This is a genomic window from Pollutimonas bauzanensis (genome assembly GCF_040393045.1).
Lineage (GTDB): Bacteria > Pseudomonadota > Gammaproteobacteria > Burkholderiales > Burkholderiaceae_B > Pollutimonas > Pollutimonas bauzanensis_A.
The window spans coordinates 1-15,511 of record NZ_JBEBUX010000103.1 but is presented as its reverse complement, the minus strand read 5'-3'; the positions used below and the strand labels follow the sequence as shown (position 1 = coordinate 15,511).

Sequence of the window (15,511 nt, the reverse complement as noted above, 5' to 3'; positions counted from 1 at the left end):
TAGGATTCGAACCTACGACCCTCTGGTCCCAAACCAGATGCGCTACCAGGCTGCGCTACGCCCCGAACTGCTTACAACAGCCAGCTACTATAACACACAAAAAATAATTATGCAGCGTTTGCTGTCCGATTATTGTCTTGATTGCTTGAAATAGGGTGTCGTTCCACCTTGAGCTTGGCAATTCTTCGGCCTTCCAGCTGCAGAACCTGGAACCTGAATTCGCTGTGAGTCCTGGTTAGCGTGATGTCGTCGCCCACTTCTGGTACACGTCCAAACTGTTGAAGCAAGTAGCCTGCCACCGTGCTGTATTCGTCGGACTCTTCTATCAAGCCTTCCACATTCAGCGTTTGTTCGAAGTGGTGAATGTCGGTGGCGCCGTCAACGATCCAGCGGTTTTCCCCATTGGCAATGATGTCAGGTGTTTCGTCTTCGTCGGGGAAGTCGCCGGCGATAGCTTCGAATACATCGATGGGCGTTACCAGCCCTTCAACCGTGCCGAATTCATTAATGACGAGTACCAGTTGCCCGCGCGCCGTTTTGAGCGTTTCGATCAGGTCGAGGATGCGAACTGTTTCGTGCACGATAATCGCTGGCCGGAATCCTTTTTCGTTCAAGGTTTTGTTCATGATCAGATCTGCGATCATGTCTTTGGCGCGGCCTATGCCGACAATGTCATCGAGCGAGCCGCGGCATACGGGAAAGAAACCATGAGGCGAACCGCTGATTTCCTTGCGTATGGCTTCCGGGTCGTCGTTAAGGTCTATCCAGGTAATGTCGGTACGCGGGGTCATGATGGAATGCACATTGCGATCTGCCAGCCTGAGCACCCCGCTGACCATGTTCCGTTCTTCCACGGCAAAGGGCATATCGCCTTGGCTCATGGCGACGTGGTTGCCGGTTTCATCATTGGATGGCGGACGCTTGCCCAGCATGCGCAAAATACCTTCAGCGGTGCGCTCGCGCATAGGGCGCGGCGAATCCAGGTTCATCAAGTTGCGCTTTGCAACTTGATTCAGGGTTTCGATGACCACTGAAAAGCCGATCGCGGCATACAGGTAGCCCTTGGGCACCTTGAATCCAAAGCCTTCCGCAATCAGGGCAAAGCCAATCATCAATAAGAAGCCCAGACACAAAATGACAACGGTCGGATGGGCATTGACGAAACGGGTTAAGGGCTTGGATGCAACCAGCATGATGCCGATGGCAATGATCACGGCGGCCATCATGACTTCAAGATGATCGACCATGCCTACGGCGGTGATGACAGCATCCAGCGAAAACACGGCATCCAGGACGACAATTTGCGTGACGATCACCCAGAATCCCGCATACATGCGAGAGCCGGACAGATTCGCCGCTTTGCCTTCGACGCGTTCGTGCATTTCCATGGTGCCTTTGAACACCAGAAAGAAGCCGCCAACGATCAGGATAAGGTCGCGCCCCGAAAATGCCAGGGGGCCAACAGAGAATAAGGGTTCGGTAAGCTTGAACAGCCAGGATATGGCGGAAAGCAATGCCAGGCGCATGACAAGCGCAAGTGACAGACCTATGACGCGGGCTCGGTCGCGTTGTTCAGGCGGAAGTTTGTCCGCCAGAATGGCGATAAAAATCAGATTATCGATTCCCAGAACGATTTCCAGGACGACTAGTGTCAACAAGCCGACCCACATGGTGGGGTCAAGCAGCAACTCCATTAGAATGCTTCCAGTAATAAAAAAGTGATTATAAGGATGTTTTGTTAAATCTTTTGTCTATTTTGCGCGCAGTTAGCTAAATTCAGCATATTGTAAGAACCCAAAGTCTCTTGTTTTTTCTCTCGTTTGGATCGAAGATGAGTGACGCTGGCAGGGTCGCCGGCATGGCCGCCAGCTCGTCGCAATGGCGGGTTTACTCACTGGATAAAATCAGGATGGGGCAGATCATGGGCAAGAAGTTGTTGATGTTGGTCGGCGATTACGCTGAAGACTACGAAACGATGGTGCCGTTTCAGACCTTGCTAGCCGTGGGGCATACAGTGCACGCGGTGTGCCCGGATAAAAAGGCAGGCGATTCAATTGCTACTGCCATCCATGATTTTGAAGGGGCGCAAACCTATAGCGAAAAGCCCGGCCATCGATTTACGTTGAACCACGATTTCGATAAGGTGGATGTCAATGACTACGATGGCTTGGTGATACCGGGGGGGCGCGCGCCGGAATATTTGCGCATGAATGACAGGGTGCTGGAAATAGTGCGTCAGTTCGATTCGGCAAAAAAGCCAATAGCGGCGGTGTGTCATGCGGCGCAAATACTGGCCGCGGCGGGGATACTGAAAGGGCGCACTTGTTCGGCTTATCCGGCCTGCGCGGCCGAAGTGCGCCTGGCGGGTGGTACTTATGCGGAAATCGGCATAGACCAGGCCCATACCGATGGCCATTTGGTTACGGCTCCGGCCTGGCCAGCCCATCCCGCCTGGATGGCGCAATTTCTTGCCGTATTAGGCACCCGAATCACTCATTCCTGAACTTCGGGGGGCTTGCCCTGACGCCTTAGCTATTGATACGTAGGTGAGGCAGGGTATAGCTCTGGTTCTGGTATACCCAGCTTGGCCATAAAGCATGGGCCAAGGCCTCGTCTACCAGAGCCGGATCCGCAGGCACGGGGGTATAGGTTTCGGGCGCCTGGTATTGGTGCTGGGTGGCGTCGCGATGGGGTTCCAGTACCACCAGGCTGTCGCCTTTCAAATAGCCATAGTTTTCGCCGTACTGCATCATGGCGCGCCCGCCGCCGGGTTTTGTCAGGTCATGGCCTATCATGGGGTGCTCGGTACGCAAACCCATCAGGGACAGCAGGGTGACAGGCAAGTCAATTTGACTGATCAGGCGGTTGTCCTGCCGGGGTGCGATATCGGCGCCCAGGATTAATGCGGGGATATGGAAGTGCCGCAACGGTACGAGGCTGGCCCCGCCAACCCGGGAGTCGTGGTCCGCCACAATCAGAAAAACCGTGTTGTCCCAATAGTCCGACTCTTTGGCCTGATCGAAAAACCGGCCTATTGCCCAGTCTGCATAGCGCACCGTATTTTCTACAGTTGCCGGGTCGCCGTCAGGGTCGATCCGGCCGCTGGGGTATTCCCAGGGAGAATGGTTGCTGACGGAAAACGCCAGCGTGAAGGTGGGTTGATCGTCTGAGGTGTCCAGCAGGCTGTGTACCTTATCGAACATATCTTCGTCGCTGGCGCCCCAAGTACCGACGAAAGCTGGGTTCTTGAAGGTGGGCAGGTCGTAAAGATCGTCGAAACCGTTACCCAGGAAAAAGCTTTTCATATTGTCGAAGTGGGCTTCTCCGCCATAGATAAAGCGCGAACGATAGCCGTGCTGCTTAAGCACCTGCGCCATGGTGAAGAAATTGCTTTGCGCACCGGAAAGCCGCAAGGAGGCATCGGATACCGTGGGCGGGAATCCTGCAACGACGGCTTCAAGTCCGCGTACCGAGCGCGTGCCGGTTGCATAGGCACGTGTGAAGTTCCAACCGGTCTTGGCTAGCGCATCCAGGCATGGGGTCAGGTTGGCGCCCCCTAGGTTGCTGACGTATTGCGCACCCAGGCTTTCCTGCACAATCATGACGATATTGAGCGGCCGTGCACGTTTTGAGCTGGGTTCATGGGTGTGCAGAGTGGGGATGTCGGGAGTGCCTTCTTCCAGGTGAGCGCATTCCTTGACTATTTTGTGCATCTGGTCTGCAGGCATTTTGCCGTATACATCTTCCGCCGAGCGTTCATTTTTCATGCTGTAAATAGCATAGGTGACGCTGTAGAGCGAGTTCAACGGCAAGGTGTTGAGCATGCTGTCGCCGCAGTAGGCGACGGTTGAGGGGTTGATAGGGCGATGGCCAAGCGTTCCACGTATCGCGAGAAAGGTTGCAGCAGCGGCTGCGAGGCTAACCAGGGGGCGCAACCACCACACCATGGGAGTATCGGCCGGTACATTGATAAACAGTGCATAGCCTAGCCAGGCGAACAGGGCGAGCACTGCGACAGCGCCGAAAATAACAGCCTTATAGCCCTTCCACAGCATGCCGAAGACTTCATTCGGATGTTTCAAATATTCTACATACAGCCTGTTCGGACGCGTATCATATTCATGAATGAATTGCGGTGTGGAGACTTCCAGCAGCACCAATAGCAGCCAGGTAATCAGGAACCACCAGCCGGTAATTGCCGTCGCCAACGGAAAATGCCCCAGCCAAGGGGCGAGCACGGCAGGAATGCCTGCAATAATGGCGATCTGGTTGGCATCGATGCGCAAGCCGCCTTTTAATATAGGCAGCATGCCGCCAGCCTGTTTCACACGCTGCCATTGCCATGCCGCGAGCAGGCATCGGCTTAGCGTCAGAAGGCATAGGCTGGATACGATAAAAATCAGGGTCAAGTCGCGCATGAATGGGGCGTAAAAAACGATAGAGTCAGTTAGTGTAATGGCTTAAGGCCTTTGCCCTCGATATTGCGTACAATTTATTGCCTTTATTCTTTGTACGGTTCAGCACAGGAATCCTATATGTACTCCCCACAGGTGTATGCAAAATTATTGGGTGTCGCAGCCCTGGTCATGACAGCCTCGTCGGTTTGGGCGCAGGATGTCATCAAGATAGGCGAACTCAACAGCTATAAAACCCAGCCGGCTTTTCTGGGGCCATACAAGAAGGGCATGGAACTTGCCGTAGAACAAATCAACGCGGCGGGCGGTGTCAATGGCAAGTCGCTCGAACTTATCGTTCGGGACGACAACTCCAATCCTGGCGATGCAGTCCGTGCTGCCGATGAGTTGCTGGCCCGAGACAAAGTCGATGTGTTGACCGGCACATTCCTGTCGCACATTGGTCTGGCCGTCACCGATTTCGCCAAGCACAAGAAGGTATTTTTCCTGGCCAGCGAACCCTTGACCGATAAAATCGTCTGGGCCGATGGCAATCGCTACACGTATCGCTTGCGCAATTCGACCTATATGCAGGTCGCCATGCTGATTCCGGCCGCCGTAAAAATGAACAAAAAACGGTGGGCGATCGTCTATCCCAACTATGAGTACGGGCAATCGGCGGTAGCGACTTTCAAAACCTTGCTGAAGCAAGCCCAGCCGGATGTCGAATTCGTCGCCGAGCAGGCCGCGCCTCTAGGCAAGATCGACGCCGGGAGCGTTGTGCAAGCCTTGGCCGATGCAAAGCCCGAGGCCATGTTCAATGTATTGTTCGCCACAGACCTGTCTAAATTCGTGCGTGCTGGAACGCAGCGCAATTTCTTCAAAGACTTGCCAGTGGTCAGTATGTTGACGGGCGAACCGGAATACCTGGATGCCCTGGGCGCTGAAACGCCGGTAGGGTGGGTGGTCACTGGCTATCCCTGGTATGCCATCGATACGCCAGAACACAACACGTTCTTGAAGGCCTATCAGGATCGATACAACGATTACCCGCGCCTGGGAACCATAGTGGGGTACAACGCCATCCTGTCGCTGGCTGCGGGTATAAAAAAAGCGGGGTCAACGGACACCGAAGCCCTGATTCAGGCCTTCAAGGAACTCGAGGTCGACACGCCGTTTGGCCGCATCGTGTATCGGGGAATTGACCACCAGTCCACCATGGGCGCATATGTTGGCACGTTGGATGTCAAAGATGGTAAGGGCATCATGACTAATTTCCACTATGTAGACGGCGCCACTGTTCAGCCCACCGATGAACAAGTCAAGCAATGGCGACCTGCCTCGGCTAACTGATTCCTCATAGAACGCGGCGCCATCGGGCGCCGTAATCAACAATGCACTTTACCGGTTTTATCGTTCAGTTCCTGAACGGCCTGGCTGAGGCGTCTTCCTTGTTTTTGGTGGCCGCAGGCCTCTCCCTGATCTTCGGCGTCAGCCGTATTGTCAATTTTGCGCATGGCTCTTTGTATATGTTGGGCATATACATTGCGTATTCCATCGTGCAGCAATGGGGGCAGAGCCCTTACGGGTTCTGGGCCAGTCTGGTGGCTGCCGCGCTTGTCGTGGGCGCGCTGGGGGTTGTGGTCGAGGTTCTCTTGTTGCGGCGCCTGTATAAAGCGCCCGAGATGTACCAATTGCTCGCGACATTTGCGCTGGTGCTGGTGTTCAACGATGCCGCGCTGTGGCTGTGGGGACCGGACGATTTGCTGGGGCCATTGGCGCCGGGCTTGAGCGGTTCCATACAGATATTCGACCGCTATTTGCCAGTGTACGATCTGGCCTTGATCGTTATTGGCCCAGCGGTATTGCTTGTATTGTGGTTGATGCTGACAAGAACCCGTTGGGGAACCCTGGTACGGGCGGCGACCCAGGATCGTGAGATGCTTGGCGCCCTCGGTGTGAACCAGGCATGGCTCTTTACCGGCGTGTTCGCGTTAGGCGCTTTTCTGGCGGGTCTGGGCGGCGCGATCCAGATTCCGCGCCAGCCCGCCAGCCTGATGCTGGACTTGAGCGTAATTGGGGATGCCTTTGTTGTTGTGGTGGTAGGCGGCATGGGCTCTATTCCCGGCGCTTATCTGGCCGCCCTGATCATTGCCGAATTGAAGGCCTTGTGTGTCGCCTTGGGGGTTATCGAGATTGCAGGCGTCAGTATCGCTTTTCCCAAGCTGACTTTGGTGGTCGAATTTATATTCATGGCTTTTGTGCTGGTGTTTCGTCCCTGGGGTTTGCGCGGTAAACCCTTGGCCGTAATACGCCATACCGGCACGCCCGAAGCGCCGTTGCACCCGGCGGGGGCGGCATTCAAGTGGATGGCCGTGGTGCTGGTGGCCGTATTCGCGGCGCTGCCCATGTTGTCGGCTACGTTTCCCTACGCACCGGTATTGGCCCAGGACATGATGATTGCGGTGTTGTTTGCCGTCAGTCTGCATTTCATGATGGGCCTGGGCGGTATGGCATCCTTTGGTCATGCCGCTTACTTTGGCATTGGCGCCTATTGCGCAGCCTTGCTGTTCAAGTCCGTCGGCATAGGCATGGGCGGGGCGATGCTTGCCGCTCCTTTCGCGGCAGGTGTGGCGGCCGCGGTGTTCGGGTGGTTTTGTATTCGTCTATCGGGGGTGTACTTGGCCATGCTCACCTTGGCATTTGCACAAATTGTCTGGTCTATTGTGTATCAGTGGGATGCCGTTACCGGTGGGTCCAATGGCATTATCGGGATCTGGCCAAATGAATGGCTGGCCGGAGACGCCTACTATTATTTGGTACTGGCTGTCGTGTTGGCGGCCATTTATGCCGTACGGCGCATGGCGTTTTCCCCGTTTGGCTATGCCTTGCGTGCAACGCGCGATTCTGCTTTGCGTGCCGATGCCATTGGCATACACGTCAAGGGTGTGCAATGGACCGCCTTTATTGTGGCTGGGCTACTGGCTGGTTTGGCGGGCGCGCTGTATGTTTTTTCCAAAGGCAGCACATCTCCCGAAGTGATTACTGTCGGCAAGTCGGTAGATGGTCTGGTCATGGTGTTGTTGGGGGGAATACAAACCTTGTTTGGCCCGGTCGTGGGCGCCGCCAGCTTTACTGTGTTGCAAGACTATTTTGTGGGCATCACTGAATACTGGCGCGCACTATTTGGCGCTGTCATTTTGTTGATCGTCCTGGCATTCCCGCAAGGTATTGCCGGTTATGTCGGCGGGTTGATGCAAAGCAGGGGGCACCGGGCATGAGTCTGCTTTCTGTTCACCATTTGACCAAGCGCTTCGGCGGCAACACTGCCGTCCAGGACATTAGCTTCGATTTGAAGCAGGGCGAACTGCTGGCGCTGATAGGGCCAAACGGCGCGGGCAAGTCAACGACTTTCAATATGGTGGGCGGGCAGTTGCCGGCCAGTTCCGGTTCTGTCGTGTTCGATGGCCGCGAAGTGCTGGGCAGGTCATCACGCCATATTGCGCAATTGGGAATAGGGCGGACTTTCCAGGTCGCGGCCACGTTTGCATCGCTTACCGTTATGGAAAACGTCCAGATGGCATTGTTGTCGCATCGTCGCAAGGTCTATTCATTCTGGCGTTCGGCAGCGGGGCGTTATCAAGACGAGGCCCGCCAGTTATTGGAACAGGTCGGAATGGCGACGCAGGTGGACCGCCCTTGCAGCGAATTGGCTTACGGCGACGTCAAGCGCGTGGAACTGGCAATGAGTCTGGCAGGCAAGCCCCGGTTGTTATTGATGGATGAACCAACAGCAGGCATGGCTTCGGCAGAACGCAATGCCTTGATCGCGTTGGTGAAACGTCTGGTCGTGCAAAACAACATGGCCGTATTGTTTACCGAGCATAGTATGGACGTCGTCTTCGCTTATGCGGACCGGATTCTCGTCTTGGCGCGCGGCCAACTGATCGCGCAAGGCAGCGCGGAACAAATACGGGCCCATCCCAAAGTGCAGGAAGTTTATTTTGGCACGGGCAAGACCTTTGAAGACCTGGCGCCGGGGGATGCCTGATCATGAATCAAGAACAAGGTATACCCCTGCCGCCGCCTTTGCTGTCGCTAAGCAACCTGAACGCCTGGTATGGCGCCGCGCATATTCTGCACAATATCAGCTTGCAGGTCGGCCGCGGCGAAGTGGTGGCCCTGATGGGGCGGAATGGGGCGGGGAAATCCACGACGCTCAAGGCCATCATGGGTTTGGTGTCCAAGCGCAGCGGACAGGTGCAGTTCATGGGGCACGCCATAGAGAAGCGGCAGCCTTATGAAATCGCCCGTTTGGGATTGGGCTACGTGCCTGAAGATCGGCGGATTTTCACCGAATTAAGCGTCAGGGAAAATCTGATGACTGGCCGTCAGGCAGATAGGGTATGGCCAGATGGAAGTCCTGGATTGAACTGGACCGATGAAGCGATTTATGCGCTGTTTCCTAACTTGGCAGAGATGCTGGACAGGCCCGCGTCAGCCATGAGCGGGGGCGAGCAGCAAATGTTGACGGTAGGCCGAACCCTTATGGGGAATCCCTATTTGTTGTTGCTGGATGAGCCATCCGAGGGCGTTGCCCCGGTGATTGTGGAGCAAATGGTCGACATGATCCTGGCCCTGAAAAAGCGGGGCGCCAGCGTGTTGTTATCAGAGCAGAACATTCATTTTGCGCGGCTGGTTGCAGACCGCGCTTATGTGCTGGAAAAAGGCGTCCTCCGGTATAGCGGCGGCATGCAGGAGTTGGTCGACAATGACGAGATCAGGCGGTCATATTTGGCGTTGTGATTCCATTGCGCCGGACCGGCATCAACGATGCATGATCCGGCGCTTCCAATATTAAGCAACCCGCAATCGGGCCTGCGTATTCCGGTAGTTTGCTAGCAACGTATCACGCCGCTCCTGTGCCGCCAGCAAGTTCTTTTCCTTCACATGTCCGAATCCGCGAATGTCATCAGGAAGGTTCGCCAATTCAATAGCTGCTGCAAGGTTATGCTCGGTAAGGTTATTGGCGAGTTCCTTCACCAGATCAAAATACTCGCGCACCAATTCACGTTCCTGGCGCCTTTCCTGGGTTTTTCCAAACACATCGAAAGCGGTGCCTCGTAGGCCTTTCAAGCGCGCCAATACCTTGAATGCCGACATGATCCATGGCCCGAATTTTTTCTTTACGAGTTGGCCCTTGTCATTGCGTTTGGCAAACAAGGGTGGCGCCAGATGGAAATGCAGTTGGTAATCCTTGCCGGGTTCCCCCTCGAACTGCGCGCGCAGCTTTTCGGTGAATACCGGATCGACGTATAGGCGGGCTACTTCGTACTCGTCCTTGTAGGCCATTAGCTTGGCCAGGTTCTTGGCTATCGCACGCGTCAGGCGTAATGATTTTCCTGCCCCTAGCGCAGCTTCGCGCTCACGCACTAATTGCACTGCGTCCCGATAGCGCTGAGCGTAAGCGGCATTCTGGTAGTCCGTCAGCCACTGAATATTGCGTTCTATTGTCGTATCCAGTGTTTCGGGCATGGCAATAACCGTAGCGGCCGCCACTTTTTTACCCAGGTCTGGTGCAACAGCATTGGCGCCATGGTGTGCTGTCGCCCGACCCCATTCAAAAGCAGATAGGTTTTTTTCTATCATGATGCCGTTCAGTTCGATGGCACGAACCAGGCTTTCGTACGACAGAGGCACCCAGCCCTTTTGCCAGGCATACCCCAGCAGCAGGGGGTTTGCGTAGATGGCATCGCCTAATAACTTGATGGCCAGAGCATTGGCATCGAGGAACTCACAGGCTTGGCCTATCGCTTCGGCCAAGTCTTGCGTGGCGGCGGCTTCGGGAAACTGCCACTTGGGATTATGAATGATGTCGGCCGTGGGAATAGGCGCGCTATTGACGGCTGCGCGAGTCACATCTTTTTGCGCCCGGGACAACACATCAGCCGACGTGGTGACTATTGCATCGCAACCGATAATGAGTTGGGCTTCGCCTGTAGCAATTCGCGTTGCATGGATGTCTTCGGGGTGGGCCGCGATTTGTACATGACTTAGCACCGCCCCTCCTTTTTGCGCCAGGCCGGCCATGTCCAGTACGGTAACGCCCTTGTTTTCCAAATGGGCGGCCATGCCCAGCAGGCCGCCTATGGTGACTACGCCTGTGCCGCCAATCCCGGTAACCAGTATTCCGTAGCTGCCATTGATGCTGGGTAATGAGGGTTGGGGCAGCTTGCTGTTGTCTGCTCCGTTCGCATCTGTCGCTTGCGGCTTGGGCTTTTTAAGCTGCGCGCCTTCGGCCGTAATGAAGCTGGGGCAAAACCCGTTGACGCACGAAAAGTCTTTATTGCAAGAAGATTGGTTGATCTTGCGTTTGGTGCCATAAGGCGTATTCAGTGGTTCGACCGACAAGCAATTGGATTTGACCGAGCAATCGCCGCAACCTTCGCATACGGTATCGTTGATGAACACCCGGCGTGCTGGATCGGGATAGGTGCCGCGCTTGCGACGGCGCCGTTTCTCGGTGGCACAGGTCTGGTCGTAGACGAGCACCGTCGTGCCTTCGACTTCGCGCAGTTCGCGCTGTACGCGGTCAAGTTCGTCGCGATGGTAGACGGGGGGATTGCCCACCAGCGATACACCCTGGTATTTGTCAGGTTCGTCGGTGACGATAACGATTTTCTTCGCGCCCTCGGCATGAACCTGGGCAATCACATCGGTGACTTTCAAGATACCGTCAACGGGTTGTCCGCCCGTCATAGCGACAGCGTCGTTGTAAAGAATCTTGTAGGTGATGTTGGCATTGGCCGCAATAGCGGCCCGTATTGCCAGCACACCTGAATGGAAATAAGTGCCATCGCCCAGGTTGGCGAAAACATGCTTTTCAGTGGTGAATGACTTCTGGCCTATCCATGCTGCGCCTTCACCGCCCATATGGCTGAATGTCTCTGTTTTCCTGTCCATCCAGATGCTCATGTAATGGCAGCCTATGCCTGCCAAAGCGCGTGAGCCTTCGGGGACATTGGTGGATGTATTGTGCGGACAGCCCGAGCAAAACCACGGTTTGCGCTCGGTGGTGATGGACGGCTTCTGCATGTCGCGATCTTTGGCTTCGATAACGGCGATGCGCGTGGCGATCCTGGCGCGCACTTCGGCGGGCAAGTCGGTTTTTTCCAACCGCTTGGCAATAGCACGTGCGATCAGCGCAGGTGAAAGTTCGGCCCTGGCCGGCAACAGCCATTGGCCGCGCGGGACGGACCATTCTCCCCCAGCGTTGTCTTTTTCATCGAACTTGCCGTAGACCCGCGGACGTACATCATCGCGCCAGTTGTATAGCTCTTCTTTCAGTGCATATTCCAGGATTTGGCGCTTTTCTTCGACAACCAGGATTTCTTCCAGGCCGGTGGCGAATTCCCGCGCATCCTGCGCGTTCAAAGGCCAGACACAGCCGATTTTGATCAGACGTATGCCTATGCGGGCACAGGTGCTTTCGTCCAGGCCCAGGTCGGCGAGGGCTTGGCGCGTATCTAGGTAGGCCTTGCCCGCTGTCATGATGCCAAAGCGCGCACGCGGTGAATCAATCACGACGCGGTTCAGCTTATTGGCCCGGGTGTAAGCTAAAGCGGCATACCATTTGTAGTCGATCAAGCGTGCTTCCTGGGCAAGCGGGGGATCAGGCCAGCGCAGGCTCAAGCCATCGGGCGGCAATATGAAATCTTCAGGAATAATGATCCTGGCGCGATCGGGGTCGATGTCTACCGAAGCGGTGGATTCGACCACTTCGGTGACACATTTCATGGCTACCCACAAGCCCGAGTAACGGCTCATTGCCCAGCCATGTAGCCCGTAATCCAGGTATTCCTGTACGTTGGAAGGGTAAAGTACTGGAATGCCCGCGGCCTGGAAGGCATGTTCGGACTGATGCGCGACGGTCGATGACTTGGCGCCGTGGTCGTCGCCAGCCAGCACCAGCACGCCGCCATGGCGGGCCGTGCCGGCCGAGTTGGCGTGCTTGAACACGTCCATAGAGCGGTCCACGCCCGGCCCTTTGCCGTACCACATGCCAAAAACCCCGTCGCGGGTGGCGTCGGGGTAAAGGGTGACTTGCTGTGTTCCCCAAACAGAGGTCGCAGCCAGGTCTTCGTTAAGGCCGGGCTGGAAGACAATGTCGTTGTCGCTTAGATGCTTTTTCGCTTTCCATAGAGCCTGATCCAGCGCACCTAAAGGAGAGCCGCGATAGCCGGAAATGAAGCCCGCCGTATTCAGCCCGGCGCGCTGGTCGCGCGCCTTTTGCAACATGGGAAGGCGCACCAGGGCTTGCGTCCCGCTCATGTAAGCACGGCCTTGGTCTAGTGTGTACTTGTCTTCAAGGGATACCTTGGCGAGCGCTGCTCGCACCGCCTGATCAAGGGGAGCGTTCATTTTTGGCTGTCTCCGTTCGAGTAATTTATATTCGGAGTGTATGAAGTAATCGTGCTATCGTAAAATCAATTTTTCAGCTAACAGATATTAAAAAAACAGATGAAGAGTGAAGTTACGCTACGACAGTTTCGGTACTTCATCGCCGCCGCCACCTCGGGACAGTTTTCCACGGCGGCGGTTTCGGCGAATGTGTCGCAATCGGCAATCACCAGCGCGGTGCAAAGCCTTGAAAGCCAGTTGAAAGTGCGTTTGTTCGAGCGTCTTCCGCATGGTGTTGTACTGACACCGGAAGGACAAGTGTTTTTTCATCATGCGCGCCACGTCATGGATTCGGTCAACGATGCCATGCGGCATGCCAGCCTGCTGCCGCAAACCGCAACGGGAACCATACGCCTGGCTGCCACCTACACCGTGCTGGGTTACTTTCTTCCGGATTTGTTAAGTCGTTTCAAGCGCAGCTATCCCCAAGTTGAAATCGATTTGGTCGACATGGATAGGGCCGCGCTGGAGCGGGCATTGGCGGATGGCACCATCGATCTCGGAATAGGGCTAGTGTCCAATATCGATGTCGGGCAGCGCTACGGCCACCGCATGTTGGTAAGGTCCCGTCGTAGAGTATGGGTAGGGGCGAGCCACGAACTGGCACGTCAAGCGTCGGTAACGCTGGATGACGTCCAGCAATGTTCTTATATATTGCTGACGGTAGACGATGCTGACACAGCCGCTCTTCGGCATTGGGGGCAGGGTGACGCCAAGCTGAAGATAGCAATGCGCACCAGTTCGCTTGAGGCCTTGCGCGGGCTGGTCGCTTATGGTTTTGGCGTGTCTATTTTGTCTGATCTTGTGTATAGGCCGTGGTCATTGGAAGGCAAGAAGATCATGGCGATTCCGATTAGCGACGCTATTGCGCCCATGGATGTTGGTCTGTTATGGCCGAAAGACAAGGAACCCAGCGGCCTGGCCGATATTTTCAGGCAGTTCTTGATCGACGCATGTGATAGCGATGGCGAGAGCCTGGCCGCAAGCACAGGGCACTTGTCAACTGCGCGGTCCCGCCGGATCGGCGGCAAGGGTGCGTGATCCGGCGGTAGTTGGGGGGCTTGTCTTAAGGAACCAGCGAAATTCCCACGCGCACCTGGGAGTCGCTTTTGTGGTTATAACCCAGCAAGGTTTCCCCATAGCCTTTGAAATACTGCACATGCAGGTAACCGTTCATGTTCAGGAACGTGCGACGCAGCGGCCAGGCCGCTTCTATTTGGGTCGTATTGCGGCTTTCTTGCCCCTGGCGGTACATGCCCGTTAAAACCAGACCATTGTCTTGCGCCCACCGCAGTTTCCAGTCTACGTGGCCAGCGTAGTCGGCATAGTCGGGGTTATTGTCGACTTTAAAGTAAGCCTTGAAGCGCGGCGCAAAGGTTAGCGTGCTGCCGCCGTCAAACCGATAATTGAATTCTGGCTGGATATATCCGAAGTTCAGCGAACGCGAGTCGTCGCCGCCCTTGCCATTGGACTCGTGCTCGACACCTGTTGCAAGCCCTAAGAACCAATCCTTACTGGGGGACTGCCACAAAGCGTCTTTGCGCCAGAAAAGGCTGGGTTTGAATGAGGTGTCAACAAAAGGATGGGAGTCCGAATGCAGATCCCATAGGGCAGTTTGGGTGTAGCCCATATAGATGTTGTCTTCGAAGCTTGGATTCATCGGATCGTCGGGCGTGAACAGCCGATATTTGAAGCTGACCTGATAGCGTGCGTTTCGCCCGTCATTATTGCCGAAGTCAAAGTAAATAGGTTCGTACGGTGAAATGGCGCTGCGGAAATTATCGAATGCGGTAGGCGGGTTGACCAGGCGATCGGAGGTTACTGCCGGACCTTGCGTAACAGAGGCCCCGGTGGCGGCAACGACGTTGGCGGGTAGGGCAGGATCGCTTTGCTGGCCGTCGCGCGCGGCTCCGGCATCGACAACAGGGCCAGTTGCCGGGGTTCCGGAAATGAGGCTGTTTTCAAGCGGGCTGGTGTCCAGCGCCAGCAACATAGGTTCCCCTTCGATATTGACCGCCTGCAAGCCTTTTACTTCCGTAGGTACTACTGCACGCCACATGAATTTGACGAAGTTGTTGACTGGCACATTGGTTTGTGCACTTGCCGTGGCCAGGTAGGCCAGGCTGCGTATGGAGTGCCCATCTTGATTCCGCCATTGAAGCACCAGGCTTTTGGGTGGTTTCCACGAGATGGCTGAATCGGTATCGTTAAAGAGGAGCCCGGTGATCTGGACGGTTTCGCCGGCGAGTGCTTGCGGGCGGTCCAGCTTGTAAGTGATGCCGGCTGAGGCCGAGTTGGCCATTAATATGGCGCTAAATAGGACAATGATTTGAAGACAGTGTTTCAGCGGTCGAGATAAAAAAGTCATTGATGTTCGATTGGTTTTTATTGGCACGTAAGAAACTGTAGCATTGAGGTTCGCGATTTGCGCTACGTAATGTAAGTATGTCGCGTAATGGGTACTAAGTGCCGTGGTAAAGGCAGCTATCGCGTGCAAGTGCCCGAATATAGTGGGTTTTCCGGTTTTCAGCAGGACGCGCTAAAATGCGCGCTCTGCAGTGAATCGCGCGGCAGTAGCTCAGCTGGATAGAGCACGGGCCTTCTAAGCCCGGGGTCGGGGGTTCGAGCCCCTCCTGCCGCGCCATATTTCCTATTTG

General features: G+C 55.5%; 10 protein-coding genes and 1 tRNA gene. 7 read left to right on the top strand and 4 right to left on the bottom strand.

From position 1 onward, the window contains the following. Positions 1 to 107: 107 nt before the first annotated feature. Positions 108 to 1,694, bottom strand: coding sequence for a TerC family protein (locus ABWO67_RS14720; protein ID WP_353152804.1), 1,587 nt, complete (start codon positions 1,692 to 1,694; stop codon positions 108 to 110). Between the two features lie 227 nt (positions 1,695 to 1,921). Here ABWO67_RS14720 and ABWO67_RS14715 point away from each other — a divergent pair, with 227 nt between their 5' ends. Beyond that, a complete protein-coding gene (locus ABWO67_RS14715; RefSeq protein ID WP_353152808.1) occupies positions 1,922 to 2,503 on the top strand; it encodes a DJ-1/PfpI family protein in 582 nt (193 codons plus the stop codon). 25 nt (positions 2,504 to 2,528) lie between these two features. Here the strand turns inward: ABWO67_RS14715 and ABWO67_RS14710 are convergent, their stop codons facing one another. Then, a complete protein-coding gene (locus ABWO67_RS14710; RefSeq protein ID WP_353152802.1) occupies positions 2,529 to 4,418 on the bottom strand; it encodes an LTA synthase family protein in 1,890 nt (629 codons plus the stop codon). Positions 4,419 to 4,586: 168 nt separating this feature from the next. On the opposite strand from ABWO67_RS14710, the gene ABWO67_RS14705 reads away from it, so the two are divergent. The 4 genes from ABWO67_RS14705 to ABWO67_RS14690 are packed head-to-tail and all read left to right on the top strand — an operon-like array spanning position 4,587 to position 9,200. After that, complete coding sequence (locus tag ABWO67_RS14705; RefSeq protein ID WP_353152806.1) at positions 4,587 to 5,747, top strand: ABC transporter substrate-binding protein; 1,161 nt, start codon at positions 4,587 to 4,589, stop codon at positions 5,745 to 5,747. A 41-nt stretch (positions 5,748 to 5,788) separates the two neighbouring features. Further along, positions 5,789 to 7,675: an ABC transporter permease gene (locus ABWO67_RS14700; protein WP_353152800.1), complete on the top strand. Its 1,887-nt coding sequence runs from the start codon at positions 5,789 to 5,791 to the stop codon at positions 7,673 to 7,675. After that, positions 7,672 to 8,445 carry an ABC transporter ATP-binding protein gene (locus ABWO67_RS14695; protein WP_353152798.1) on the top strand — a complete coding sequence of 258 codons (774 nt, stop codon included), beginning with the start codon at positions 7,672 to 7,674 and terminating at the stop codon, positions 8,443 to 8,445. The genes ABWO67_RS14700 and ABWO67_RS14695 overlap by 4 nt, the downstream gene beginning before the upstream one ends. Before the next feature lie 2 nt (positions 8,446 to 8,447). Continuing rightward, positions 8,448 to 9,200, top strand: a complete 753-nt coding sequence (locus ABWO67_RS14690; RefSeq protein ID WP_353152796.1) for an ABC transporter ATP-binding protein — start codon at positions 8,448 to 8,450, stop codon at positions 9,198 to 9,200. Between the two features lie 51 nt (positions 9,201 to 9,251). On the opposite strand, the gene ABWO67_RS14685 is transcribed toward ABWO67_RS14690, so the two are convergent. Continuing rightward, positions 9,252 to 12,815, bottom strand: a complete 3,564-nt coding sequence (locus ABWO67_RS14685; RefSeq protein WP_353152794.1) for an indolepyruvate ferredoxin oxidoreductase family protein — start codon at positions 12,813 to 12,815, stop codon at positions 9,252 to 9,254. A 99-nt stretch (positions 12,816 to 12,914) separates the two neighbouring features. On the opposite strand from ABWO67_RS14685, the gene ABWO67_RS14680 reads away from it, so the two are divergent. Then, a complete protein-coding gene (locus ABWO67_RS14680) occupies positions 12,915 to 13,895 on the top strand; it encodes a LysR family transcriptional regulator (protein WP_353152792.1) in 981 nt (326 codons plus the stop codon). 25 nt (positions 13,896 to 13,920) lie between these two features. Here ABWO67_RS14680 and ABWO67_RS14675 read toward each other — a convergent pair whose 3' ends face one another. Beyond that, positions 13,921 to 15,222 (bottom strand): phospholipase A, encoded by a 1,302-nt coding sequence (locus ABWO67_RS14675; protein WP_502930024.1) that lies wholly within the window; start codon positions 15,220 to 15,222, stop codon positions 13,921 to 13,923. Positions 15,223 to 15,421: 199 nt separating this feature from the next. Between ABWO67_RS14675 and ABWO67_RS14670 the strand changes: the two genes are divergently transcribed. After that, positions 15,422 to 15,498 (top strand) — tRNA-Arg (locus ABWO67_RS14670). Positions 15,499 to 15,511: the final 13 nt, after the last annotated feature.

Bases quoted from the DNA above. Each gene is read 5' to 3' on its own strand.
- ABWO67_RS14720 (WP_353152804.1), bottom strand. From the start codon at position 1,694: ATGGAGTTGCTGCTTGACCCCACCATGTGGGTCGGCTTGTTGACACTA.
- ABWO67_RS14715 (WP_353152808.1), top strand. From the start codon at position 1,922: ATGGGCAAGAAGTTGTTGATGTTGGTCGGCGATTACGCTGAAGACTAC.
- ABWO67_RS14710 (WP_353152802.1), bottom strand. From the start codon at position 4,418: ATGCGCGACTTGACCCTGATTTTTATCGTATCCAGCCTATGCCTTCTG.
- ABWO67_RS14705 (WP_353152806.1), top strand. From the start codon at position 4,587: ATGACAGCCTCGTCGGTTTGGGCGCAGGATGTCATCAAGATAGGCGAA.
- ABWO67_RS14700 (WP_353152800.1), top strand. From the start codon at position 5,789: ATGCACTTTACCGGTTTTATCGTTCAGTTCCTGAACGGCCTGGCTGAG.
- ABWO67_RS14695 (WP_353152798.1), top strand. From the start codon at position 7,672: ATGAGTCTGCTTTCTGTTCACCATTTGACCAAGCGCTTCGGCGGCAAC.
- ABWO67_RS14690 (WP_353152796.1), top strand. From the start codon at position 8,448: ATGAATCAAGAACAAGGTATACCCCTGCCGCCGCCTTTGCTGTCGCTA.
- ABWO67_RS14685 (WP_353152794.1), bottom strand. From the start codon at position 12,815: ATGAACGCTCCCCTTGATCAGGCGGTGCGAGCAGCGCTCGCCAAGGTA.
- ABWO67_RS14680 (WP_353152792.1), top strand. From the start codon at position 12,915: ATGAAGAGTGAAGTTACGCTACGACAGTTTCGGTACTTCATCGCCGCC.
- ABWO67_RS14675 (WP_502930024.1), bottom strand. From the start codon at position 15,222: ATGACTTTTTTATCTCGACCGCTGAAACACTGTCTTCAAATCATTGTC.